Raw genomic sequence first — 23,694 nt, 5'->3', positions numbered from 1 at the left:
ATATTTATTGATTCCCCAGGCTGGATAAACAGCAGTTAGCGCCCCTTACACGGTCCGCTGAGTCCCCAATATCGCTATCTTTCCCACGGCACGCCTGTTTCCCAACGCTCGATCAACAGGTCAATAAACCTGCGAACGCGGGGGGACAGGTGACGCTTGCTGGTGTAGACGACTCTGATGGGATCAGGAGGTGCGCGATAGGGTTTCAACACTTCCACTAACGTGCCATCGCGCAGGTCGTTACCCGTAATGTAGGTCGGCAGATGAATCAGGCCGATGCCTGCCAGCGCCGCTTCTCGCGTGGCTTCTGAACTGTCGATGTTCAGTCGCCCCGGCTGTTCGTAGAGATGAAGGCCGGCAGGTGTCTGGTAACGCCAGACGGTCGGCCGCTCGCCACTGAACAACGCGATGGTGTCATGCCCGACAAGGTCAGCGGGCGTTTGCGGCACGCCGCGTTGGGCCAGATAAGCAGGCGATGCACACGTCGCGAATTGCTGCCAAGCCACGGTACGGGTGAATAATTGGGAGTCATCTTTGGGCATGCCAATTCGTATGGCGATGTCGATGCCCTCCTCGACCAGATCAACAAAGCGATCGGTAAACCAGACATCCGCCCGCAGTTCAGGCCACTGCTTCAGATAAGCATCCAGAATCGGCAGAATGTGGCGCTGACCAAAGGACAGCGGTGCCGTGAGCTTAAAAGTCCCGGTGGGCCGCCCACGACGCAAGGCCATGGTCGCTTCCACTTCATCCAGATCTTCGAGAATCTGACGCCAGCGCTCATAGGCGACCTGCCCCTCGTCAGTCAGACTCAGTTTGCGCGTCGTGCGATTGAGAAGCCGTGCGCCCATCCGGCTTTCCAGGCGAACTATGCTTTTCCCCACCGCCGACCGGGTCAGGCCAAGAGAAGCCGCCGCAGCGGTAAAGCTTCCAGCCTTTACGGCGCAGACAAATGCAGCGATGTCACCCAATCGGTTGGCTTCCATGGTTTAGCTCTACTCCAGGACTTGCATAGAGTGTATGCGGAGCATGAGGCCCATGAAGTTTCCTGCTCATTTATCAATAGGACTGGATCATGTTCCTCAAGCGCAAATGATTTGACCCGTGAGCCCGCCACTATCACGGAATTCGCCGCGCAGACAGAAAAGCTTGAGGCTTTCATCAGTACCCCGATAACCTGACCGGCCCCCTCGAACGGACCCGACCATGACCGCCGCCGAACAGCCTGCCCCGGCGCTGAAGGAAATCTTCAACGCCGAACGCCTCAAACACATCGCCACCGAAATGACGGCGGTCTACCCGGCCTTCAACGCCAAAGCCTTCCTGAAAATGGCCAACGACGGCCTCGCCGACCTGTCGATCATGCAACGCATGGCCCGCGTCAGCGAATGCCTGCACGCCGTGCTGCCGCTGGATTACGACGAATCCCTCGAAGTGCTACGCGCCCTCGCCCCCCGCCTCAACAGCGGCTTCGTCAGCATCTCGCTGCCACATTACGTGGCGATGTATGGCACGCATGACTTCGAGCAATCGATGGACGCGCTCAAATACTTCACCGCATTTGGCTCGGCAGAATTTGCGATCCGGTATTTTCTGCGCAGCGATCTGCAACGGTCATTGGCGCTGATGCAGGCATGGTCCCGGGATGAGAACGAGCACGTGCGGCGCCTGGCCAGCGAAGGCAGTCGGCCGCGTTTGCCATGGTCGTTTCGGTTGGAACAGATTCAGAGTGATCCGACATTGGCGGCGGCGATTCTCGACAACCTCAAGGCAGATGACAGCCTTTACGTGCGCAAGTCGGTGGCTAATCACCTGAATGACATCACCAAGGACCATCCGGAGTGGGTGCTGGACTTGATTGAGGGGTGGTCGCTGGAGAACAAGCACACGGCGTGGATTGCCAAGCACGCGTTGCGCAGTTTGATCAAGCAGGGGAATCAGCGGGCGTTGGCGATTATTGGGGCCAGCGGTAAGGCAGAGGTTGAGATTGTTGGGGTGAAGGTGGAGCCGGCGGTGATTCGGTTGGGGGAGAAGATTACGTTGTCGTTTGCGGTGAAATCCACGGTGGCGGAGAGTCAGCGGTTGGTGATTGATTATGCGATTGATTATGTGAAGGCCAATGGCAGCACTTCGGCGAAGGTGTTCAAGCTGAAGGCGTTGACGTTGGCTGGTGGGGTGACTGAGCGGGTTAGTCGTGGGCAGCAGATCAAGGAGCTGACCACTCGGAAGCACTATGTGGGATTGCATGTGGTGCATATTTTGGTGAATGGCGAGCGTCTGGCCAGCACGTCATTCAAAATTCTTGCCTGAGACATGCTGCTCTTCTGTGGGAGCGAAGCTTGATCGTGATGGCGCCAGGCCAAACCTGCCGTGTTATCGCAAAAATCAAATCTTCCATTTGCGCCGTCCGCTTAGTATCGGGTGCAGGGCTTAGCAAAGGGCAGCAATCGCCCCCCAAGCGGTCGTAGGCGTTCAGACGATAAGAGTTGGAACCGTACCCCCAGAGCGCAACCGTAGATTAAACTCGACTTTTGGGTTTCAAGGATAGGTGAAGGCATGGCAAGTGAGTTTCACTACCCTCCTGAAGTGTTCAATTTGCTGGTGGATACAATTCCACTACTCTTCCGTGGCAAAAAAGACGTCGTTCTCTTTTTCCAGGGTGCGGGTGTCTCTCAAGAAGATCTTAGGGAAGTCACCCGCATCGTCAGCACCAATCGCAACGCCATCAATAAATATGAGATCGTTCGCAACGTACTCACAAAGGTAAATGCACGAGGCGATAGTGGCCTGCGCGCGCGCCGCGAAATCATAAAGCGCGTCACCGAGTTCGATAACTTCGATACCTGTTGGGATAGCGACCGGCTCAAGGCCAAGGGCCTTGTGTCGGAACTGGGTAAGACCGTTAACGTCAAGGACTCCTTCACGCGTATGAAGCAAGAGCGCGATGCGGAGCGGGGTCAGGTGGTTTCCCGTCAACGTGCGGAACAGGCAGCGGCGGCCGAAAAGCGCACCAAGATCGAGGACGTTGCCAAAAGGCTTTTCGCCTTGTTCGCAATGGACGATAAACCTCATGAAAGAGGCAAACTGCTCGAAGCTGTGCTGAATGACTTATTCAAGGCGTACGGCATCCTTGTTCGTGAAGACTTTCGTCGAAAAGACCCAGACACCAGCACCGTCCTTGAGCAGATAGACGGAGTGATCGAGCTTGATGGGACGATTCATTTAGTTGAAATGAAATGGCTCAACGGGCCGGTAGGTATTGGAGAATTTTCACCACACCTAAGCCGATTGTTCATGCGGGCGAACGCGCATGGCATTTTCATTGCTACAAACGGGTATACGGAGTCCGTTCTGACTGAATGCAAGAATGCGTTGAATCTCAAAACGATCTTTCTATGCTCGTTACGGGAGTTCGTAATACTTCTCCAGCGGCAAGCTGATCTAGTGGGATTCCTGAAAACAAAGTCCCATGCTGCTATCGTTGACAAAGTCCCATACTTAGAGATTTTGGTATGACTCCAACTGAGCAAACGAGAGGACGGATTTATTTTTTTAAAAAAAAATTATTAATAACTTAGGAGTGGCAATCAGTACGCTTGACACCGCTCGCCTCGCTCACTGGATTCGCAAAAGCTACGCTTTTGCTCGCCTATCAGCTTAATCGTAAGTTCTTTGAGGACCCTCACATGACAAGAGTAGTGACAAAAGATGACTGCCTAGCAGAGATTAACAGATTTTTTAAGTATTACTCAGTCTACTGCCAAAGCCCAGACCCGGACACTGTAAGAGAAGTCCTTGCTTCTATTTACAGCATTAACGACAAAGTAAGAAAGGCTGGTTATCCAGATTTTTTTGACAGCGATGAGTTCCTTGCAATTAAAGCTATTCGTAATTACGCAATTCACCAAGCCGAAATCCACAACAAAGCTAGAGCATTACCAATGCAGTCTACGGCCCCTATAAAGGCTGACCTGAGCATTCTTTGCTTAATACCTAAAGATGTGATCGAGGCGGTTTGTGAAAATACAAATTTAGCAGGAAAGACCGCCATTAAAAACGCATGTGTTTATTACAGAAGTTATGTAGATATTTATCCATGCATTTTCAATTTTGGGGTTCAGCTTTTTCTATACACCGAAAGAAACAGCTTGGAGGTTAGCACTAACGAGTACCGAGCATTTAAGAATTCTATTGAGTTTGAAAGAAAGAATAATTACCCACATCACGTGAAGGGGGGGTTTAGCTTGCCTCATGGAGGAGATGTGAATGAGTTTATTGAGAGCAGCCTTCACTCTATAGAGGAAAAAAATGAGCTACAAAATGCACTATACTCAGAAAAAGATGGGATGTTCACTTTTAAGGGCTTCAGCTGAATACAAGTAGTGGAAAAAGGGACGAATCTGTTTTCCGAAGAAAAAATAAATTCATCCCTTTTTACACCTTTTTTACTCATGGACTAATTCGAAAACCGTGCTTAGCTAGATATACGATGCAAACCTATGCTGCTCATCTCTAGTGCCTAAGAAACGCGTCAGCTACCATTCCAGTGATAGGCAACCATAAACTTCAATATCTCAACCTCAGTAGAGGTATCGAAATACTCAACTACCTCTCGCAAACGTTGGTGTCCTCACACCTCCTCGACGTTTGATTTTAGCTGCAACCCTGAAAATATCAGGCATATTAATTTTGTCTTCTGCTCGATATTCCACTACACCAATATTTACGAGCGCTTCAAGTAGAAGCTCTTCCTTATTTGGTCCTGGCTCAAGCAACTCAACCGGGCCAGGCTGCTCAGTGTTCAAACTGTTAACGGAGTCGACCGTTCCCCTTTCCGCCCAGCGGGTAATGAAGGAACGTGGCGCACAAGGAACTTCGAGCCCTGCTAGATCGTCGAGTACTCGACGAATCCATGGATAGTCTTCAGATAGTTGGTCAACACGTATTGCAGAAGCCGATTGCACACCCTCCCTAATGCCATGGTGATCTATCACTGTATGCAAAGGTAGTTGCCTAGATGTTGCTGCGCGCTGAAGCGTAACCAAAAAGCTCCGAGGAGTAGTCTCATGAAATGCGTCAGCCAAATGATCTATGATCCAGGTATAAGTTCTTCCTCGCCTATGGTCGGTCCCCATATACTCCCCAGCAATCAAACTAAACGCACTTCTCTGCTCAGCCGATTCATTTAGTCTAGAATATGGCCGAAGAGGTTTCCCCGTTACTGCTTTGTAGATTTTTGCAAAAACTTTCTGAGAGGCAACATCATTGGTCAACTGCTGAAAGAACAAGCCATACAGATCTGTCGAAAACCAATTTAGCTCTATACGCGCTGCTTTAATTTTCGACGCATCAGGAAAGTTAAATATAGCACTATCCTTAAACTGGTCGGTACGCATAAATACTTTAGCGCGCATACTTGTATAACCTTGCATACTCAATGTCAGCGCTAAAACTCCACGTGTTAGGGGCCGTATGGCCTCCCAAGACTTCCCGAGTCTATCAAGCGCGTCAAATACTAGCAAAAACCTCTTATTGTTCCGAGTGTAATAATTGTCAGCCTTGATAAGAAGCGCTTCGCATTTTCCTGGATAAGCATTGACCCAGTCGACGAGATCATCAAAATCACTTTTGATACGCAACTTCGCATACTTGGCTACGGCCTTTAGTAACACCGCTGTCCAGATCACCTCAGGATCAATATTCCGGTGCAACAAAGCACTCAACACCCTAGGTGATGGCGCCACACCAGATAGTTCAGCCGCGCTTTGATGGAAACCTAGCTCAACATCTGCGGAAGCCATCGCGTCAAATGAGTTGTTTTTTGCAATGGATTTTCGAATAGTTGAGTTCGCCAAAGCACCTGACCATACACTCTTCCCGGTCCCCCTATTCCCCACAACAAGTGGCCTTTCGAAATCTAAAGCGTCTTTGTGACCCATCGGAACATAAATTTCGGCAATAGGTAGCGCTCGTGCCGCACTCGATGCCGATTCTGGCTTGAACGCCGAAACAACATCTCTAATTGCCCTAATCTCATAATCTTCTAGTTCCATTAATATCCTAGCCTCTCACAAAGCTGCTCCAAGAACACTCCAAAAACCGGCAAAACAAAATCTTCTGAGTTTTGAAGGCCATTCTCATCCAAGGGATTATATTCATAGAAATTTTCGGACATTAATATCGGCCAGGCATAATGGGGTGCCGTAGGGTCATCTAGATCAAAACCAAACGCCTCTGTAAGTCCTTCAGCGGCCTCCTCCCCATCTAATTCGTCATACAGATACGAGCTAAATAGTTCCCATGACCGGTCTCTGAACCGTTTTAAGCAATTTTCCGAATCTAAAGCCTTAGCATGAACAACTTTAAGCTTATATCGCCAGTCCTCTGGCGAAACCGCCTCGGTTTTATGTCGAGCAAGGTGGGCAAGAAAGTACGTATAACCATCCCAAGTTTGCGGGGTATCGACACCAAAAAATAAAACATCCGCGCCGAGTCCTTGAATTGTGGCGGCGGTACTTTCATTTAACCCAGCTCTCGCATCAACAAAAATAACATCGTAGTTATGCCCGTTGCAAAGCTGGAGTATCAGTTCTCTAGTTTTATCTAGAAAAGAAATTGCCCCGCCATCAGCATCTACGACTTCGAGATATGCCCTCGATATTTTCCCAAGTACATTTTGCGGTGATACCTGGCTACTCAGACCTGTAGCAGGAACAATAGTAAACGAACCGCCAGATTCATCCTGATACGCCACTCGACACATATCACCCATAAATTCCGGGTTTATTACAGTCCTTCCAAACTCCACGTAGAAATCTAGGGCACCATAAGACGGAAGCTCGCTTTTATCAAGGAACATACCCCCAATACCTGGGGCTTCTAAATCCAAATCAATAGCAAGTACAGCTTTCCCTTTTCTAGCTAAATGGACAGCTGCAACGGAAAGTGCTGTAGACCTACCGACACCACCTTTTAGACTCGAAAAAACTACAATTTTTGGGGCTCCAGGTATTGGCTGCTGAATACTCCTCACCCAATCGCCACCGACAATACGTCTCTCAACGTACCGAACATAATCCTGATAGCCATCGGGACAGATGACGAATTCGAACTTATCATTCAACTTATCTGCTAGAGATGAGTCAAACATTTCTTCGGGTGTAAGTATCGGTGGATCGGTAGCGTAAACCCCAAGCACACTAGAGAGCTTACTGGATAACATCTCTTTAAGCTCAGGAACCATAGCCTCGCGCAACACTACAGTTATAAATCCCTCTGTATCTCGGAGTAGTAGATTTTCAGCAAAGAAGCCTTCTCCACACACTTCTACAGCAATCTGCAAAGTTAGAGGTAAAACATCATCGTACCGAACAACGCGCACTTCATCTACCACAACTATCTCCTTAACTTTGCAGCGAACATCAGCGAGCGCGCCTGCCCACGCCATAGCTCGTAGTTTTGCCTAGTAACAGTACCATCTTCGGAGTATCTGCTACCTACTTTCCAATCTTGCATAAAGACGGGGCTTTTTATTATGGTGTAAAGCCCGTAATGCAACCGTTGATTAAGATGACGTTTAGCCACATTAATCAATTCCGGAAAATGCCCATGAAGACTATCGATATCAGCGCGTAAAGAAAGTACCGCGTGTTTTATAGCACACTCTGCACAAAACCCGATCAGGTGGCCCGCACCATCTAAACGTTCCGACACCGCAAGTGTGTCGGCGTCGCCATAGTGACGTACAGCGGCAGCGGCAAATTTTTCTTCCATAAGTGCACTCCGTTAATTGATCCCGCTTGCCTCTGTATGCTCGAACGCTTGAATTCTTAGCTTTGCATTCTGCCGGATCAGTTGAAAAAAGTCCTTAGATCCACGCATAAATGCTAATGATCCACATCATTTACCCCCCAAAGCATACTCACAGTAATAGAAATACGCAGCCTTGGCGTTTGGGCCACCCCTCATCGGCGCCTCTCAAATCGGGCAGAGAGGTGGCTGTCGCCTACTGGACAGCCTCTATTTAGTGACAGTTAAATGACCCGCTTTAACTGAGAACCACCCAAAACTCAACGTCTGCTTTTGGCCGATCGAAGCCGATATTGATCCGATTTCGCCCGAAAGCTTTGGCGTCACGCATGCGGATGCCCACTTATGAATCTCCCCTCTGTGACGCCGGCCTACCCGACCGCCACAGAGGGATTGCCCTTACTCCTTCACTTCAACCTTATCCAACGCCTGATTCACCGCCAATTCCCCCAACATCACCACCTGCGTAATCCCCAGCAGCGTTTTGCGATGCGAGTTATCCAGCAACGCCGCAAAATTGCTGAGCATAGTAGTCGCCGAGCCCAGTGATTCGCTGGCGTTGGCCAGCAGGGATTCGGTGTCGTATGCCGGGTTGGCGAGGAACATGGGTTCGGGTTCGTGGGTGCTGGCCATGATGTTGGCACCTGGATTGAGGTAGTGGTCGAGGGCGCGTTCGGCGGCTTCGTGGAGTTTTTTGGAATCGAGGGATTCGTAGGGGGATGCCGGATTGGTGTCTGGTGGGTTGGGTGTTGGTTTGATCATGGTGAAACCTCTAGCGCGAATATTTCAAGGAACCATCACTCTCTCGCTACCAAACGGAGGGTGGCGGCCATACGCGGGTTGGTAGACCGGTCGCACTAGAACCCGGCGCCCACAAGTGGGCCCCACGCATGACCACCATGAACGCAAAGTCTTGTGAAACCGACTGCGTAAAGGTGAAGCCATGAGTCTAGAACGATCCGGGCTACCAAACCCGATCACTGTTTTTCAGTGACCCCGCCACGATAGAACCCGTGTCCTAGACGCACAAGCCGGCGGATTCTGGCGTACGCGTAGGTAATGACGCAAGGCGTTGTAGGCCTTGGGACGTAACACTGAGTGTCTTTAAACGTGAGCCTTGAAACCTGTTTAAGTGCATCAACAGTCGAGCAAAACATCCGAGCCTGGATCTGGGGCGTCAGGTCTGACGCCATCGCGAGCAGGCTCACTCCTACAGGGGATTGTGTCGGCCTGAACGTTCGGGGCGAGTTTGCCTCTACTTGATGGGATGACTGGACCGGACCGGCCTCAGATCATGGATTGAATTTCAAATGCCGATTTCACCGGAAATTTGAGGTGGCACGGATACGGTTGCCGACGGACTCTCCCCTTTGACGAACGAACCGACCGCCACAAAGGGGTTTGGACTTACTCCTTCACCCCAACATCACCAACCGGGTAATTCCCAACAACGTCTTGCGGTGCGAGTTATCCAGCAACGCCGCAAAATGGCTGAACATGGTCCTAGCCGAGCCCACTGATTCGCTGGCGTTGGACAGCATGGATTTAGTGTCGTTAACGACTCGTCCAAACCCAAGGGGCTGCTTTGGGTCGATCTCCGTCCTCCACGACCGGCAGTCTTTTTCAAAAAGTTTTCTGAATGTAATCGGTTGTCCTCCAGCTGAGTGACTCAAACGCAATACAAGTTCACAACAGCCTTTGCTGACCGCACACGTGCAACCCACACAAGAAAACGCAGCAGCTGTCGCCCTCGATATTTAGCTGAATGGGGTCGGCTTTTATTGTGCGGCCGCACCTCCACCACTGCATATGAGCTGCTTTTAGGGGCCCGCGACACTTTAAACCTTCCAGTTCGCACGGCTGATCGACGGCAATAACATTCATGGGATGCGAGGGTTTCGCATACGTGACCGGGTAAGGATTGCCGAATTTCACATAGTCTTAAAGACTAGTCAGTAGTCATACGGACTAATATTTGTGTTGTACATATGACGACATGAATTCCTATCTAATTGATATATAAAGAATAAAATATTGGCATGCTTTATGGATTGTTTAGGGAAATGAACCCGAAGCAGGAATACGCCATGTCTCGTTCTATCCTCCTACCTTTCACCCTCTTCTTGTTGCTCTCGCCCGTGTGTATGGCCGACCAGGTCGTTCGTGAGGTGCCTGATACCACCGCCGGCAAGGCCGTCGGTGTCGTGACCGGGTTGATGGTCGGTGCCGTGGGTGGCCCCGTTGGAGCACTGATCGGTGCCGGCGCCGGATTCTTTGCCGGCAGCTCGGTTCAAGAAGCAACCGGCCTCACGGAAACCGCTTACGAAGTGAAAGACACCCAAGGCGAAATCAGCACCGTTCGCTCGCCCAATGCTCGCTTCGAACCGGGTCAGCAAGTCACTCGGAAAGGCCCGCGCCTGATACCTCAGGACAGCTGAAACCGCCATCGCCACGAACTCCTTTTTAGGATCCGCTCATGGGTCGGATCCTCTTTTTTCTCAGTATGCCCCTCAGTCAGTTGACTGATTTATCACGACTAAAAATAGAGGTGCCTAAGCCGTGGGTGCGCCGAATTCGAATTCGCAGCAACAACTTTTCAATCATTTCAGGGGAAACACAATGCAAGCCATCAACGCCAAAGTCTTGAGTGCACTGGAAAACGTCATGGTTATTTCCACCACTGACTTGCAAGGCAACATCACTTACGTCAATGACCTGTTTTGCAAGCTTACCGGGTACACCAAAGAGGAATTACTGGGCCAGCCACATAACGTGGTGCGCCATCATTCGGTGCCAAAGAGCACCTACAAGCAGATGTGGGACACCATCAAGAAAGGTGAGATCTGGACCGGCGTGATCCCCAACGTTGGCAAGGGCGGCGGCCTGTACGTGGTAGATACCACGGTGCAGCCGCTGTTTGATGAACAGGGAAATATCGTCGAGTACATCAGTATCCGCAGGGTAATCAACGACTTGATGAGTGACTTCGAAGCACTGGAGTTTTCCAAGGAGCAATTCGACGAACATTACGACAGGTAACCGTCATGACAGACGTAATCGAACGCATTGTGATCGGTTACGGCTCTGAGTCCGGCAATGCACGCGGGTTGACGCAACGCTTATTGCGTCTGCCCTGTCTGCAGCCGTATGAACTGGCCGTGCAGGATCTCAACTCGCTGAACCTCGACAAACTGACGCCTCGTGACGTGTTGATCATCGTTTGCAGCTCTTTCGGCGACGGTGATCCGCCGGGAAATGCCGATCGTTTCATGGATCAACTGAATGCTTCGCCATCCCTGAACGGCCAGCCCTACGCGATCTTCGGGCTGGGCGACACGGCTTACCCGACCTTCTGCGGTTTTACCAAAAGCCTGGATGCCGCACTGCTGCAAAAACAAGCCCGCCCGTGGATCACCCGCGTGGACGCCGACACCGATTTCGACGGTTTTTTCGACATCTGGTGCGCAACCCTTGCAGCAGTGCTCAAGGGTGATCGGCGTGCCGGCAGCACCTTGAACCTGCAAGTCACCGCCTATGGCGAAAACGCCGCGTGGCCGGCACGCGTCATCTCTCGCACCCGGCTGAACACCACGGCGCCTTACGCCTGGCAGATTCGCCTCGACATTGAAGGCAGCGGCATCAAGTACCGTGCGGGTGACAACCTGTACGTGCTGGCGCAAAACGATCCGCAACTGCTAGCGCAAATCAGCCAATGGTTCGGCCGCGAAGAGGCCGCCACTTTGCTGGCTACCAAGGAGCTACGGCAGCTGGGCAAATCGCTGCTGCGCGAACTTGCTCGGTGCAGTCAGCACGACACCTTGAAAACCTTACTGAAAGTCAGCAACCGCAAGGATCTGGAAGTCTATCTGTACGGCAAGGATGTGCTCGACGTGCTGGACGATTTCTGTGATCCCGCGCAGCTGAGCCTGGAAGATTTGATCGAATGGTTGCCCGACTGTTTGCCGCGCGCCTATTCGATTGCCTCTCATGACAACCCCGGTTACGTGGACGTGTGCATTCGCGAAATCGCTTATGACATGGCGGACCGCTCGCGCACCGGCACCGCGACCGGGCACCTCACCGGGGAGCATCCCAGCGCCCGGGTATTTGTCCGCAGTAATCCGCGCTTTCACCTGCCACGCCAGGTCGGACACCCGGTAGTGCTGATCGGTACCGGCACCGGCATCGCGCCATTGATCGCGCTGCTGGAGCAGATGGAGCAGCAAAACAACCCTCTGCAAACCTGTCTGATCTTCGGGGACCGGCGCCGTGAAGCGGATTTCCTCTACCAGTCGCGCCTGGAAAATTGGCAAGCCAATGGCGTGCTCGATCGGGTGATTACCGCGTTCTCCCGGGACTCGCAAACCCGTTACTACGTGCAGGACGCAATGCTTGAACACGGTGCTTACTTGTGGGGAATACTGAACCTGGGCGCACATCTGTATGTGTGTGGCAACAAAAATAATCTGGAACGCGCCATCGAGCAGGCCCTGAAGAGCATCGCAATGAACTTCGGCCAACTGGATGAGGACGACGCGCAGGCCTTCGTCGACGAGTTATCAGCCGAAAATCGCCTGCACAAGGAAGTGTATTGAGCCTATGAAGCGATGCCCGGCAACGGACGCCGAGCCCAGTGACTCGCTGGCGATGGCCAGCAGGGATTCTGTATCGTACTTGGGGTTGGCGAGGAACATGGGTTCGGGAAACCAGGAACCCGGCAGACCGTGAGGTCTCCCGCACAAAGCCGCCATTTCAAGGACCTGAATGAGCGTCCTGTGACAGGGCTATGCGACTGGCATTCCGGCGGGCTTGCAGACCCGATCACTGATGAGCAGTGACAGGAATCAAGTTACCGACGGGGCCCTAGACGCACAAGCCGGCGGATTCTGGCGTACGCGTAGGCAACGACGCAAGGCGTTGTAGCCGTTGGGACGTAACACTGAGTGTCTTTAAACGTGGGGGCTCAAACATGTTTAAAACAGTGGATATCGAAGTGGGAGTTTTTGGCTGGAGTTGATGGCGTCTGGGATGACGCCATCGCGAGCAGGCTCACTCCTACAGGGGATTGTGTTCGGCCTGGGGGCTCGGGGCGGTAATGAGCGCGTCCGGTGTCTGGTTGGCACCGGGCTTGGGATTAACGCTGGCGCTGGTTGATGGGATTGTTGGATCGGCCGGGCAGCATGCGGGTCAGGGTGTTGTCGCGGACCCAGTAGTGGTGAAACAACCCCGCCGCCGCGTGCAAGCCGATCAGCCAGTAACCCGCGCTGCCCAGCAGTTCGTGCCAGTACTTGAATTGCTTGGCCAGGTCCGGGTCTACCGCGACCGGCGATGGCAGGTAGAACTCGAAATAAGGCATCGGTTTGCCGCCGGCGGACAGCATCAGCCAGGCCAATAACGGCGTGGCGATCATCAATACGTACAACGCCAGGTGCATGAGGTGCGAAACGCCGGTCTGCCATTTGGGCAGTGCCGGGGTGATCGGTGGCCGAGGCGTCAGGCGACCGAGCAAACGCACCCACACCAGGGCGAAGATGCTTAAGCCGAAGAGGCCGTGCAGCCCGAGAAACATGGCTCTCAACGGTTGGCCCTTGGGCAGCAGGCCTTTGATTTCGATGCAGGCGTACACGCCGACGAACAGTGCCAGCATCAGCCAGTGCAAGGTGATCGAGAGTTTTCCATACCGATGGGTCATTGATTCGCGGGTCATAACGGGCCTCATGAATGTCATTGCCGGCGGCCGAGTCATTCGTGCGGCCGGGGTGCGGTGTGTCAACGCACCGACGGGGCACACCCTGCCCGCGAAGTCTTAAGGCAATCTGAAGACAGCGGAAGATGATCTTTTTCTTACCTTCAGATTCCGTTAAGAAATGGCTTCGATACTTCTCCCACACTTACTCGGGAGGCGTCTTCCAATGCCTGACTTTGAATGGAATATTCCTCTACCCCTACGCTTCGGCCAGGCCGAAGCTCCGCCGATGAACCTGGCCAGGGCGTTACCGGACGACGTCGAGCGCCCGGTCTTTGAAGCCTTTATTCAGCAACGTTTTCGTAAAGCCCATGGCGCCGACATTCGTCATTTCATGCCGGAGCTGTTTGGCATGAGTGATGCCTCCGGTTCGCTGTGTGCGGTGGCCGGTGTGCGCATGGCCAATGCTGAGTCGTTGTTTCTGGAACGTTATCTGGACGAGTCGATCGAGCCGCTGATCAGCGCTGCGGCGGACCGCCCGGTGGATCGTGCCGGTATCGTCGAGGTCGGCAATCTGGCCGCCAGTGACACCGGCAGTGCGCGGATGAGCATCATTGCCATCACTTACTTGCTGGCCATGGGCGGCCTGGAATGGGTGGCGTTCACCGGCAACATCGGCTTGGTGAACAGCTTTCATCGCCTGGGCTTGAAACCGGTGACGCTGTGCGCGGCCGACCCTGAGCGGCTGGGGGACGAACGCCAGCACTGGGGCAGTTATTACGAGAGCAAACCTTGGGTGCACGTCGGCAACATCCGCGCCGGTTTTATTCATTTGCGCAACATCGGGATGTTCAATCGCCTGGGTTTGCCGACATCCCTTGAGGAATCCAGCCATGTCGCCTGAAACCGAGCGTTTCAAACAGACCTTGCGCAGCCATGCCGAGCGCAAGACCAGCGCCATCGCGTTGTGGGGTGATCATCAGAAGGTGGATTACGCCACGCTGTATGCCGAGGTGGTGTATCGCCAGCAACGGCTGCGCGATGAGCAGGTCAAGGTGATTGCGCTGGCGTTGGACAATGGCGTCGAAGCGATGCTCTGGGACCTGGCCGCGCTGTTCGAAGGCCTGACTTGCCTGACGTTGCCGCCTTTTTTCAGCCCCGCTCAGCGCGCCCATTGTCTGGAACAGAGCCAGGCCGAACGGGTGATTGCCGAACCTGCACTGGACGACGAGTTGCAAACGGCCGGTTACGAGAAAAACGGTGAGTTCTGGCGCCGCACCTTCAGCGGCCCGAACCGTATGCCGGAAGGGACCGCCAAACTGACCTTCACCTCGGGCACCACGGGCACGCCCAAAGGCGTGTGCCTCAGCGCCGAGAGCCTGTTGACGGTCGCTCGCGAACTGAATCAGGCGAGCAAACCCGTCGATCCGCAGCATCATCTGGCGTTGTTACCCTTGGCGATTTTGCTGGAAAACCTCGGTTGCTACGCCGCGCTGTATGCCGGGGCCACGTTGAGTTTGCCCAGTCAGAAAACCCTGGGGATTCAGGGCGCCAGCGGTGTTGATGTGCCACGGCTGCTCGGTTGCCTGGCCACCCGGGCGCCCGAGAGTCTGATCCTGGTGCCGCAGTTGTTGCAGATGTTGGTCAGCGCCGCCGAGCAGAAAGCCTTCAGCCCTTACTCGTTGCGGTTTGCGGCGGTGGGTGGCGCGCGGGTGGCCGAGGAGTTGCTGCACCGCGCGCAACGCATCGGCATCCCTGTTTACGAAGGTTACGGCCTGTCGGAGTGCGCCTCGGTGGTGTGCCTCAATCGCCCCGAAGCGCGCCGTCTCGGCAGTGTCGGCCGGCCCCTGCCCCACGTCACGATTCGCCTGGCCGAGGACGGCGAGGTGCTGGTCAAGGGTTCGACCTTGCTCGGTTATCTGGGAGAGGCGCCGCACACCGATGAATGGTGGCCGACCGGCGATCTCGGCGAGTTTGACCCGGACGGTTTTCTCTACCTCAAGGGTCGCAAGAAGCATCAATTCGTCACCAGTTTTGGGCGCAACGTCAACCCGGAATGGGTCGAGGCTGAATTGACCCAGCGCCGCCATATCGCCCAGGCCTTCGTCTACGGCGAAGCCATGCCGCACAACCATGCACTGCTCTGGCCCCATCGCCCGGACTGCACCGACGCCGAACTGGCTGCCGCCGTCGCCGAGGCCAACGAGGCCTTGCCCGGTTATGCGCAGGTCCATCAGTGGACCCGTCTCGATCAACCGTTCACCCCCGCCAATGGCCTGCTTACCGCCAATGGCCGCCCGCGCCGTGACGCCATCATCGAGCATTACCGGGCGCAACTGACTGAATCTGTACTTTCCGAGGAATCCGCATCATGAGTTTTTTCGACACGCTGCAAGAAGCCACGCAACACGAACGTCATGAACTGTTCAACCTGCCGGTCATCCGCGATGCCCTTGAGGGCAAGGTCAGCCTGGAAAGCTACCGGGCCTTCCTGGCGCAAGCCTATTACCACGTGCGCCACACCGTGCCGTTGATGATGGCGTGCGGGGCGAAATTGCCGTCGCGCCTGGAATGGCTGCGCAAAGCGGTGTGCGAGTACATCGAGGAGGAATACGGTCACGAGCAGTGGGTGCTGGACGATATCGAAGCCTGCGGCGGCGACCGCGTTGCCGTGCGCGACGGTCGTCCGAGCCTGCCGATTGAATTGATGGTCAGCTACCTCTACGACCTGATTGCCCGCGATAACCCGGTCGGCCTGTTCGGCATGGTCAACGTGCTGGAAGGCACCAGCATTGCCCTGGCCACCCACGCCGCCGGCAGCATCCGCGAGCGCCTGGCGTTGCCGGAAAGCGCCTTCAGTTACCTGAGTTCCCATGGCTCTTTGGACATTGAGCACATGCAGACTTATCGCCGGTTGATGAATACCCTCGACGATCCGGACGACCAGGCTGCGGTGATTCAAGCCTCCAAAGTGGTGTACAAACTTTACACCGATATGTTCCGCGGCTTGCCGCGTGACGGGGAGGCCCTGCATGAAGTTGCATGATGCCCGCGTGGTGCTGACCGGCGCCAGCGGCGGTATCGGCCTGGCGATCGCCACCGCGTTGTGCGCCAGCGGCGCCCGGGTGCTGGCGGTGGCTCGGCACCAGGAACCGCTGCGGCCTTTGCTTGAACGCTATCCGCAAAACCTGTGCTGGGTCGGCGCGGACCTGACCGTGCTGTCCGACCGACGCAAGGTGCTGACCGCAGCCGAATCGATTGGCGGGATCAACCTGCTGATCAACGCCGCCGGGATCAATCACTTCGCCATGCTTGAGCAGCTGGAGGACAGCGATATCCACGCCATGATGGCCCTTAACATCAGCGCGCCGATTTGCCTGACCAAAACCCTGCTGCCGCTGCTCAAACAAGCCGAGAGCGCGATGGTGGTGAACGTCGGCTCGACTTACGGCTCCATCGGTTACCCCGGTTACGCCAGTTATTGCGCCACCAAGTTTGCCTTGCGCGGGTTTTCCGAGGCCCTGCGCCGGGAGTTGGCGGACACCCGGGTCAGCGTGCTCTACGTCGCCCCGCGCGCTACCCGCACCAGCATGAACAGCCCGGCGGCGCAGGCGTTGAACGATGCGCTCAAGGCCAACGTCGACGATCCGCAAACCGTTGCCGCCGCGGTGATGCACGCGATTGCCGGTGACCGGCGCGACTTGTACCTCGGCTGGCCGGAGCGCTTTTTTGTGCGCCTGAACAGCCTGCTGCCCAATCTGGTGGACCGTGGCTTGCGCAAGCAATTGCCGCTGATCCGTCGCCTGAGTCAGAAGCCCGACAACGAGACCCTCAAACCATGAAGAAGATCATCGCTTGCCTGCTGCTGGGAGCCCTGAGCCAGAGCGTCTGGGCACTGGAACCCGCCGATAAGCAACGCCTCCAGGGCATCCAGCAAAGCTGGGCGCACATTCAATACGAAGTCCCGGAAGCGCAACGCACCGCTGCGTTCGAGAAACTGGCAGGCCAGGCATCCGCGTTCACTCAGGAACGTCAATCGGTGGCCGAAGCCTGGATCTGGTCCGGCATCGTCAACAGCAGCTGGGCCGGTGCCCAAGGTGGCCTCGGTGCGCTGAGCAAGGTGAAGGCCGCGAAAGCCGATCTGGAAAAAGCCATGACGCTGGACCCCAAAGCCTTGCAAGGCTCGGCCTATACCAGCCTCGGCGCGTTGTATGATCGCGTCCCCGGCTGGCCCATCGGTTTCGGTGACTCGGACAAGGCCGAACAGTTACTCAAACAGGCCTTGCAACTGAACCCGGAGGGCATCGATAGTCTGTACTTCTGGGGCGATCACCTCTACCGTCAAAAACGTTACAGCGAAGCCCGCAGCGCGTTGCAAAAAGCCCTGCAGGCCGCCCCGAGACCAGGCCGTGAACTCGCCGACGCCGGGCGACGCAAAGAGATCGAAACGTTGCTGGTGGACGTGAACAAGAAACTCAACTGACAGGAGTCCGTGTGCGCTTATTACTGATTGAGGACGACGTGGCCCTCGGCGAGGGCATCCATCAAGCCCTGGGCCGCGAAGGTTATACCGTCGATTGGCTAAAGGACGGCACCAGCGCCTTGCACGCGCTGCTCAGTGAAACCTTTGACCTGGCGGTGCTCGACCTCGGTCTGCCGCGCATGGACGGGCTGGAAGTGCTGCGCCGCTTGCGGGACAGCGGCTCCAACCTGCCGGTGCTGATCCTCACCGCCCGGGATGCGACCGAAGACCGCATTGCCGGGCTGGACGCCGGGGCCGACGATTACCTGGTCAAACCCTTTGATCTGGCGGAACTCAAGGCTCGCCTGCGGGCCTTGTTGCGGCGCAGTGCCGGCCGCGCCCAGGTGCTGATCGAACACGCCGGCATCAGCCTGAACCCCGGCACCCAGCAAGTCAGTTACCTGGGCGAGCCGGTGGCCTTGACGCCCAAGGAATATCAGTTGCTCCACGAATTGCTCTCGCCGCCGGGCCGGGTCATGACCCGCGATCATCTGATGCAGTTGCTGTATGGCTGGAATGAAGAAGCCGAAAGCAACACCCTGGAAGTGCACATCCATCACCTGCGCAAAAAATTCTCCACCGACCTGATCCGCACCATTCGTGGTGTCGGTTACCTGGTGGAGGAGCGCCGATGACGTCGATCCGGCGCCGCACGCTCACGCTGATCATTGGCCTGATGCTGGTAGGGCTAGCGGTGATCAGCCTGTTGAACCTGCACGACAGCAATCACGAAATCGCCGAAGTCTACGATGCCCAACTCGCGCAAAACGCCCGGCTGTTGCAGGGGGTGATGCGCATGCCGATGGCGAGCAAGGAACACGCCGATCTGTATCAGGCCTTCAACAAGGCGCTGGGCGAGGCCGAGCCGAGGGTCGATGGCCATCCCTATGAAACCAAGATGGCTTTTCAGGTCTGGACCCTCAACGGCGAAGTGCTGGTGCACACGGCCAGTGCGCCCTCCTTCAGCGCGCCACCGTCGACACCCGGCTTCAGCGACGTCGTGGACCTCAACAACCGCCATTGGCGTGCGTTCCTGTTGGTAGACAAACAGAACGGTCTGAGAATCTGGGTGGGCGAACGGGACGACGTGCGTTCGGACCTGGTGGACCGGATCGTGCGCCATACCTTGGGGCCCAATGTACTGGGCAGCCTGATTCTGGCGGCGATGATCTGGTTGGCCATCGGCTGGGGCCTCAAGCCGCTGGAAGACATGGCGGCGACCTTGCGCGCGCGGCACAGCGGTTCGCTGGAGCCTCTGCAACTGACGCCGTTGCCCAGTGAACTGGAGCCGATGCAAGCGGCGCTCAACCGCATGCTCGCGCAGATTCAGGAAGTGATGGGCCGCGAGCGGCGCTTCATCGCCGATGCCGCCCACGAAATGCGCACACCGCTGGCCGTGCTGCGTGTGCATGCGCAAAACCTGCTGGAAGCCGGCACGGAACAGGAGCGCCGTGAATCCCTGGAATTCCTGATCGCCGGCGTCGACCGCACCAGCCGCCTGGTCAATCAATTGCTGACCATGGCCCGCCTCGAACCCAAAGCCATCGCACCTGTACAGCAACGCATCGACCTGGCCGCCACCGTGCGCGACAGCCTCGTGCAGCTCACGCCGTGGTTGCTGAGCAAGAACCTTGAGCTGGCCTTCGACGTCACCGATCGCCCCTTTGAAGTGGTGGCCGACGCCGCCGCCATCGACATCGCCTTGAACAACCTGATCAGCAACGCGGCAAACTTTTCCCCGGAGCATGGGGTCATCACGGTGCAACTCAGTCAGGCGGACGGCTTCTATTCGCTGAGCGTCGAGGACCAGGGGCCCGGCATCGACGAGGCGGATCGCGGGCGGTTGTTCGAACGCTTCTACAGCCGTGGCAATGCCCATGGCGCGGGTTTGGGCCTGACCATCGTCAACACCATCGCCACCCGGCTGGGCGGACGCATCACCCTGGCCAATCGCCCGGAAGGCGGCTTGCGCGCCACGCTGTCGATTCCCGACAGCCAACCCCGCGACCCACTACAGCGCACCACCCGCGAGTTGCCGCCGAATGTTTGAGTGATCCCGGCAGAATGCGGTGAGCCAGCTGGCGCCATCGCGAGCTGGCTCACTCCCACAGGAGTCTATGCTGACCACAACACTCGCGAACGACGCAGAACCCATGTAGGAGTGAGCCTGCTCGCGATGGCGGTGGCACATCCAGCCCCCCTCTCACCGCCATTCCACATTGCAGCCGTTTACAGCGGCCTCACTTTTTAACACCCGCCAAATAATGCGCCACCAACGCATTGGCATGGCCATGCCCCATTGCATGCTCATCCTTCAGCAAAGCCACCATTTCCATATGCTTCTTGCCGCTCACCGTCCCGAGCAGCTCCAGCCAATGGTTGATGGGCTGGCCGTACTTTTTCTCGATGGACGGGAAGTACGACGCCGGGCCTTTCACTTTTGTCTCTTCGCTCATGCTGCACGCTCCCTTGTTCGCGACGGAGTGTCGGATGACGCTCCTTGTCTTCATCCCGAATTGAAGACCAGGACAGCTGCGCAGTCCAGCGGGAGCAAGCTCCCTCGCCACAGGGGTTGTGTTGGTTGCTTCGTTGCTTGGCTGATCAGAGTGTTGTGATGGGCTGCCTGGCTATCCCATCAACAACCCCTGCTCCGCCTCGCACAACTCCACCACGTAATCCCACATCACCCGCAATCTCACCGACTTGTGCAATTCCCGCCGCGTGCTGATCCAGTAGCTGCGCTCAATGCTCTCGTCCGGAAACAGCGGCACCAGTTCCGGATCGGCGCTGGCCATGTAGCACGGCAGCACTGCGATCCCCAATCCCGAACGTGCCGCCTGTTGCTGGGCGATGACGCTGGTGCTGTGGAACACCACCTGCGGGTTGCGGCAGAAGCTGTTGAGGAACATCAGTTCCTGGCTGAACAGCAAGTCGTCGACGTAGCCGATCCACGCGTGGCGGCCGAGGTCTTCGCGGCTGTGCAGCGGCGGTGCCTTGTCGAGGTAGGCCTGGCTGGCGTAGAGCGCCAGGCGATAGTCGGTGAGTTTGCGCGTGACCAGCATGTCGGCGGCCGGGCGTTCAAGGTGGATGCTGATTTCGGCTTCGCGGTTGAGGATGCTGACGAAGCGCGGCACCGCCACCAGCTCCACTTCCAGTCCGGGGTAGCGTTCGAACAGGCCGTTCATGCGGCTGGCGAGGAACATGATGCCCAGCCCTTCGGTCACGCCAACGCGAATCTTACCCAGTGGTGCCGTGGACTGGGTGATTTCCTCTTGCGCCAGCAACGCGACGTTTTCCATGGCTTCGGCGTGCTTGAGCAGCGCTTCGCCGGCCGGGGTCATTTCGTAGCCCTGGGCATGCTGGACAAACAGCGCGGTGCCAAGGCTCTTTTCGATGGCCTCGATGTGTCGGGCGACGGTGGCGTGGGTGGTGTTCAAACGGCGGGCGGCGGTGAGCAAGCGCCCGCTGCGTTGCAATTCGAGAAAAAACCGCAGGTCATTCCAGTCGAACATGAGTCGTCCTTGGGGCTACGCTGTTTGAGGCTGTCTGAAAACGCACAGCGGCTGCGCAAAAACTAACATTCTTTTGACGAAAGCTAACAACTAGGATGACCAACAACAAGAACAACAATATGAGGTCAGGGATGCAGACTTCCCTTGATGAATTCGACTACATCGTGGTCGGTGCCGGGCCGGCCGGTTGTTTGCTGGCCAATCGGCTGTCGGGCGACCCGCAACACCGCGTCTTGCTGCTCGAAGCCGGCGGCCGCGATAACTATGCTTGGATTCACATCCCCGTGGGTTACCTGTTCTGCATCGGCAACCCGCGCACCGACTGGTGCTTCAAGACCGAAGCGCAACCCGGCCTGCAAGGTCGCGCCCTGAGTTACCCGCGCGGCAAAGTGCTGGGCGGCTGTTCCTCGATCAACGGCATGATCTACATGCGCGGACAGGCGGGCGACTATGACGGCTGGGCCGCTGACGGCAATCCGGGCTGGCGCTGGAACGACGTGCTGCCGCTGTTCAAGAAAAGCGAAAACCATTTTGCCGGCGACTCGCAATTTCACGGCGCCAGCGGCGACTGGCGGGTCGAGCGTCAGCGGCTGTCGTGGCCGATTCTGGATGCGTTCCGCAGTGCCGCCGAGCAAAGCGGCATTGCCAGCATCGATGACTTCAACCAGGGCGACAACGAAGGCTGCGGCTATTTTCAGGTCAACCAGAAGGCCGGGATTCGCTGGAACGCGGCCAAGGCGTTTCTCAAGCCGATCCGCAATCGCGCCAATCTCACCGTGCTGACCGACGTCGAAGTGGACCGCGTGCTGCTGGAAAACGGCCGGGCTTCGGCGGTCAGTACGCGTTATCAAGGCCAGGCAAAAACCTTCAAGGCGCGCAAGGAAATCGCGCTGTGCGCAGGCTCCGTCGGTTCACCGAGCATTCTGCAACGCTCCGGCATCGGCCCTCGCCCCCTGCTTGAAAAACTGGGGATCGGTGTGGCCCATGAGCTGCCGGGCGTGGGCGGCAATCTGCAGGATCACCTGCAACTGCGGCTGATCTACAAACTGGAAAACGCCCGCACCCTGAACCAGATCGCTGGCAGCGTGTGGGGCAAGATGGGCATGGGCCTGCGTTATCTGTACGACCGCAGCGGCCCGCTGTCGATGGCGCCGAGTCAGCTGGGGGCGTTTGCCCGGTCAGGGCCGGAACAGACCTCGGCCAATCTCGAATACCACGTTCAACCGCTGTCGCTGGAACGCTTCGGCGAACCGCTGCACGCCTTCCCTGCTTTCACGGCGTCGGTTTGCGACCTGAGGCCACAGAGTCGCGGACGGGTGGAGATTCGTTCCGCCGATCCGCAGGACGCGCCGCTGATTCAGCCCAACTATTTAAGCCATCCAGAGGATTTGCGGGTCGCGGCTGATGCCATTCGCCTGACCCGGCGTATCGTCGCCGCCCCGGCCCTGCGAGCGTTCAAACCCGTCGAGTACTTGCCCGGCGATAGCTTGCAGACCGAAGAGGAACTGCACGAAGCCGCCGCACGAATTGGCACGACGATTTTCCATCCGGTGGGCACCTGCCGCATGGGCAATGATGTGCAGGCCGTGGTCGATGCCGAGTTGCGCGTTCACGGGATTCCCGGACTGCGCATCGCTGATGCCTCGATCATGCCGCGCATTACCTCGGGCAATACGTGCTCGCCTACGCTGATGATTGCCGAAAAGGCTGCGCTGATGATCCTCAACCCCAGCACAAGGAGCCTCAACCCGCAGAAGGAACTGCTGAGCAACCCACTGTAGGAGCGAGGCTTGCCCGCGAAGAACGATGACGCGATGTGTCAGGCCTGATGCCTTCGCGAGCAAGCTTCGCTCCTACAAAGATCGACGTACACCCGGCTTTATGGAGCAACCCACTGTAGGAGCGAGGCTTGCCCGCGAAGAACGATGACGCGGTGTGTCAGGTCTGACGCCTTCGCGAGCAAGCTTCGCGCCTACAAAGATCGACGTACACCCGGCTTTATGGAGCAACCCACTGTAGGAGCGAGGCTTGCCCGCGAAGAACGATGACGTGGTGTGTCAGGTCTGACGCCTTCGCGAGCAAGCTTCGCTCCTACAAAGATCGACGTACACCCGGCTTTATGGAGCAACCCACTGTAGGAGCGAGGCTTGCCCGCGAAGAACGAA

General features: G+C 56.3%; 22 protein-coding genes and 1 pseudogene. 14 read left to right on the top strand and 9 right to left on the bottom strand.

What is annotated here, in order from left to right:
* Positions 1-74: 74 nt before the first annotated feature.
* Positions 75-986 (bottom strand): LysR family transcriptional regulator, encoded by a 912-nt coding sequence (locus tag FBY01_RS27530; protein WP_077749733.1) that lies wholly within the window; start codon positions 984-986, stop codon positions 75-77.
* A 220-nt stretch (positions 987-1,206) separates the two neighbouring features.
* Here FBY01_RS27530 and FBY01_RS27525 point away from each other — a divergent pair, with 220 nt between their 5' ends.
* The 3 genes from FBY01_RS27525 to FBY01_RS27515 all read left to right on the top strand — a co-directional run bounded on the left by FBY01_RS27525 (position 1,207) and on the right by FBY01_RS27515 (position 4,373).
* A complete protein-coding gene (locus FBY01_RS27525; RefSeq protein WP_145310326.1) occupies positions 1,207-2,310 on the top strand; it encodes a DNA alkylation repair protein in 1,104 nt (367 codons plus the stop codon).
* Positions 2,311-2,556: 246 nt separating this feature from the next.
* Complete coding sequence (locus tag FBY01_RS27520; RefSeq protein WP_145310328.1) at positions 2,557-3,516, top strand: restriction endonuclease; 960 nt, start codon at positions 2,557-2,559, stop codon at positions 3,514-3,516.
* A 170-nt stretch (positions 3,517-3,686) separates the two neighbouring features.
* A complete protein-coding gene (locus tag FBY01_RS27515) occupies positions 3,687-4,373 on the top strand; it encodes a hypothetical protein (RefSeq protein ID WP_145310330.1) in 687 nt (228 codons plus the stop codon).
* A 228-nt stretch (positions 4,374-4,601) separates the two neighbouring features.
* On the opposite strand, the gene FBY01_RS27510 is transcribed toward FBY01_RS27515, so the two are convergent.
* The 5 genes and pseudogenes from FBY01_RS27510 to FBY01_RS31990 form a co-directional block, all read right to left on the bottom strand.
* Positions 4,602-6,053, bottom strand: a complete 1,452-nt coding sequence (locus tag FBY01_RS27510; RefSeq protein ID WP_145310332.1) for a hypothetical protein — start codon at positions 6,051-6,053, stop codon at positions 4,602-4,604.
* Complete coding sequence (locus FBY01_RS27505) at positions 6,053-7,393, bottom strand: KGGVGR-motif variant AAA ATPase (RefSeq protein ID WP_178113304.1); 1,341 nt, start codon at positions 7,391-7,393, stop codon at positions 6,053-6,055. Before FBY01_RS27505 ends, FBY01_RS27510 begins: the two co-directional genes overlap by 1 nt.
* A gap of 2 nt (positions 7,394-7,395) precedes the next feature.
* Complete coding sequence (locus FBY01_RS27500; protein WP_145310336.1) at positions 7,396-7,773, bottom strand: hypothetical protein; 378 nt, start codon at positions 7,771-7,773, stop codon at positions 7,396-7,398.
* A gap of 435 nt (positions 7,774-8,208) precedes the next feature.
* Complete coding sequence (locus tag FBY01_RS27495; RefSeq protein WP_010459606.1) at positions 8,209-8,571, bottom strand: DUF6124 family protein; 363 nt, start codon at positions 8,569-8,571, stop codon at positions 8,209-8,211.
* Between the two features lie 653 nt (positions 8,572-9,224).
* Positions 9,225-9,362: pseudogene (locus FBY01_RS31990) on the bottom strand (DUF6124 family protein); the annotation flags it as partial.
* 534 nt (positions 9,363-9,896) lie between these two features.
* Between FBY01_RS31990 and FBY01_RS27490 the strand changes: the two are divergent.
* The 3 genes from FBY01_RS27490 (at position 9,897) to FBY01_RS27480 (ending at position 12,404) form a co-directional block, all read left to right on the top strand.
* Positions 9,897-10,247 carry a hypothetical protein gene (locus FBY01_RS27490; RefSeq protein ID WP_042932121.1) on the top strand — a complete coding sequence of 117 codons (351 nt, stop codon included), beginning with the start codon at positions 9,897-9,899 and terminating at the stop codon, positions 10,245-10,247.
* A 181-nt stretch (positions 10,248-10,428) separates the two neighbouring features.
* On the top strand, positions 10,429-10,848 hold the full coding sequence (locus FBY01_RS27485) for a PAS domain S-box protein (protein ID WP_010459602.1): 420 nt from the start codon (positions 10,429-10,431) through the stop codon (positions 10,846-10,848).
* A 5-nt stretch (positions 10,849-10,853) separates the two neighbouring features.
* Positions 10,854-12,404, top strand: a complete 1,551-nt coding sequence (locus FBY01_RS27480) for a sulfite reductase flavoprotein subunit alpha (RefSeq protein ID WP_145310339.1) — start codon at positions 10,854-10,856, stop codon at positions 12,402-12,404.
* A gap of 539 nt (positions 12,405-12,943) precedes the next feature.
* Here the strand turns inward: FBY01_RS27480 and FBY01_RS27470 are convergent.
* Entirely contained in the window at positions 12,944-13,516 is a 573-nt protein-coding gene (locus tag FBY01_RS27470) for a cytochrome b (RefSeq protein WP_145310343.1), read from the bottom strand.
* Between the two features lie 205 nt (positions 13,517-13,721).
* Here FBY01_RS27470 and FBY01_RS27465 point away from each other — a divergent pair, with 205 nt between their 5' ends.
* The 7 genes from FBY01_RS27465 to FBY01_RS27435 are packed head-to-tail and all read left to right on the top strand — an operon-like array spanning position 13,722 to position 20,067.
* Positions 13,722-14,399: a thermostable hemolysin gene (locus tag FBY01_RS27465; RefSeq protein ID WP_042932122.1), complete on the top strand. Its 678-nt coding sequence runs from the start codon at positions 13,722-13,724 to the stop codon at positions 14,397-14,399.
* Positions 14,389-15,870: an AMP-binding protein gene (locus FBY01_RS27460; protein ID WP_145310345.1), complete on the top strand. Its 1,482-nt coding sequence runs from the start codon at positions 14,389-14,391 to the stop codon at positions 15,868-15,870. Before FBY01_RS27465 ends, FBY01_RS27460 begins: the two co-directional genes overlap by 11 nt.
* On the top strand, positions 15,867-16,541 hold the full coding sequence (locus tag FBY01_RS27455) for a TenA family transcriptional regulator (RefSeq protein ID WP_145310347.1): 675 nt from the start codon (positions 15,867-15,869) through the stop codon (positions 16,539-16,541). The genes FBY01_RS27460 and FBY01_RS27455 overlap by 4 nt, the downstream gene beginning before the upstream one ends.
* Positions 16,528-17,337, top strand: coding sequence for an SDR family oxidoreductase (locus FBY01_RS27450; RefSeq protein ID WP_010459589.1), 810 nt, complete (start codon positions 16,528-16,530; stop codon positions 17,335-17,337). The genes FBY01_RS27455 and FBY01_RS27450 overlap by 14 nt, the downstream gene beginning before the upstream one ends.
* Positions 17,334-17,978, top strand: coding sequence for a tetratricopeptide repeat protein (locus FBY01_RS27445; protein WP_145310349.1), 645 nt, complete (start codon positions 17,334-17,336; stop codon positions 17,976-17,978). The genes FBY01_RS27450 and FBY01_RS27445 overlap by 4 nt, the downstream gene beginning before the upstream one ends.
* Positions 17,979-17,989: 11 nt before the next feature.
* Positions 17,990-18,652: a response regulator gene (locus tag FBY01_RS27440; RefSeq protein ID WP_010459585.1), complete on the top strand. Its 663-nt coding sequence runs from the start codon at positions 17,990-17,992 to the stop codon at positions 18,650-18,652.
* On the top strand, positions 18,649-20,067 hold the full coding sequence (locus FBY01_RS27435) for an ATP-binding protein (RefSeq protein ID WP_010459583.1): 1,419 nt from the start codon (positions 18,649-18,651) through the stop codon (positions 20,065-20,067). Before FBY01_RS27440 ends, FBY01_RS27435 begins: the two co-directional genes overlap by 4 nt.
* Before the next feature lie 190 nt (positions 20,068-20,257).
* Here the strand turns inward: FBY01_RS27435 and FBY01_RS27430 are convergent, their stop codons facing one another.
* Positions 20,258-20,473 (bottom strand): DUF4287 domain-containing protein, encoded by a 216-nt coding sequence (locus FBY01_RS27430; protein ID WP_145310351.1) that lies wholly within the window; start codon positions 20,471-20,473, stop codon positions 20,258-20,260.
* A gap of 171 nt (positions 20,474-20,644) precedes the next feature.
* Positions 20,645-21,529, bottom strand: coding sequence for a LysR family transcriptional regulator (locus FBY01_RS27425; RefSeq protein ID WP_010459579.1), 885 nt, complete (start codon positions 21,527-21,529; stop codon positions 20,645-20,647).
* Positions 21,530-21,660: 131 nt separating this feature from the next.
* On the opposite strand from FBY01_RS27425, the gene FBY01_RS27420 reads away from it, so the two are divergent.
* On the top strand, positions 21,661-23,310 hold the full coding sequence (locus tag FBY01_RS27420; RefSeq protein WP_145310353.1) for a GMC family oxidoreductase: 1,650 nt from the start codon (positions 21,661-21,663) through the stop codon (positions 23,308-23,310).
* Positions 23,311-23,694: the final 384 nt, after the last annotated feature.

This window comes from Pseudomonas sp. SJZ077 (assembly GCF_007993905.1).
GTDB classification, from domain to species: Bacteria; Pseudomonadota; Gammaproteobacteria; order Pseudomonadales; family Pseudomonadaceae; genus Aquipseudomonas; species Aquipseudomonas mandelii.
Note: the sequence above shows the minus strand (reverse complement) of the source record. Positions and strands in the feature narration are given on the sequence as shown.